This is a genomic window from Micromonospora sp. M51 (assembly GCF_018070305.1).
GTDB classification, from domain to species: Bacteria; Actinomycetota; Actinomycetes; order Mycobacteriales; family Micromonosporaceae; genus Micromonospora; species Micromonospora parva.
The window spans coordinates 1-1535 of sequence record NZ_JAGPXZ010001070.1; the positions used below are offsets into that span (position 1 = coordinate 1).

Sequence of the window (1535 nt, forward strand, 5' to 3'; positions counted from 1 at the left end):
TCGGGACACCTTCGTCGCCGACGTGGCGCCGTTCAGCGTGACGCTGGTCGCGCCCGCCTTCGCCGCACCCGCGACGCTGACCGTCGCGCCGGAGATGACGCCGTCACCGTTCGCGCGCACGGTGCTGACCGCGAGCCCGTCGCCGAAGGTGATGGTGACCGTCTCGTTCGGAGCGAACCCGGAACCGTCGACCATGATCGACGTGCCGCGCGGCCCGGAGGTGGTCAGGAGCGCCACCCTCGGCCGGTAGGTCCGCGCCTGCGCCCGCTCGGTCACCTGGACGGTGGCCGTGGCCGGCGTACGCGAGGACGCGCCCGTCGCGGTGACCGCGTACCGGCCGGGCTCGGCGTCACCGGAGGTCGGCACCGAGGCGCGAACCTTTCCGGTCGCGGAGGCCGCGACCTTCGTGGTCCGACCCGGGTCGGTGCCGACACTGACGGTCACCTGCTCGCCGGCGGCGAAGCCGCTGCCCTCGACGGTGATCGCGCCACCGGTGCTCACGGTGCCGGACGCGGAGAGCGCGATCGCCGGCTGCGACCCGCCCCGGGCCACTGTCACAGTGAAGGACCCGGTGCTGCTCGACAGGGTGTCCCACGCGGTGACGCGCACCGTGTAGGTGCCCTCCCGGGCGTAGGTGTGCGTGCCGCTCATCGCGCCGGACGCGCCGATCGTCACGTCCTGCGGAACGGTGCCGTCACCCCACTGGACGCGAGCCCGGTAGCCCGTCGTACCGGGAACACCGCCGGTCACCGTGCCGAGGTTCGCCGCGAGGGCCTGACCGGCGCTCGCCGTCTGGTCCTTCCCGGCGACGGTCGCCAGCGCCGGGGCGGGCGTGCCGTCGTTGGCCACGGCGAACACGTGGATCCGACCCGCCGAGCGAGGGTCGCCGGTCTGCGTCGGCAGGGTCACCGACACCAACGTCTTGCCCGCCGGAATCTGGTACGGCGCGGTGGCGAACAGGAACGGCTGGGCGCCGTCCCGGCTGGTGCCCTGCAGGCGGTACGCCGTCCGGGCGACGATGATGTTGCCGTAGGACGGGGTGCCGTTGGCGTTGCCGCCCAGCGTCCAGTCGCTGAACTGGATCGGAACGCTGGCCGTGCTGCCGTCGCTGAACGTCGCCGTGCCGGTGGTGCTCTGGTTGCCCTGCGTGCCGGCGCCGATGAACGAGATGCTCTTCGCGTCCTGCGGAAGGTCGAGCACGACAGTCGCCCCGTTACCGGTGGCGTTGTCCGGCCGCCCGGCCGGGATCACCGGCACTGTGAACCGCAGCGCGGTTCCGGGGACCTGCTGCGGCTGGCCCTGGGTCACACCGCCGGCCACCAGGGCGGCCCGCGAGTACGCCCACGACTTGGCGTCACAGTCCGCCGCGAGGACCCCTTCGTCACCGATGCAGAGGTTGTCGAACGCGGCGGTGAGACCGGAGGGCGGGGCGTACGCCACCTCGACGCCGACCGTCGCGGAGCTCTGGCTCTCGCCGTCGGTCACCGTGACGTTCGCCTGGTGGTAGCCCGGCGTGCTGTAGGTGTGCGACCCAT

1 protein-coding gene is annotated in these 1535 nt (G+C 73.0%); it reads right to left on the reverse strand.

Annotation, left to right across the window (positions count from 1 at the left end; translation table 11 throughout):
* Nucleotides 1–1535 (reverse strand): PKD domain-containing protein (locus tag KBX53_RS32535; protein WP_210863691.1); only part of this gene is annotated, 1535 nt, incomplete at both ends.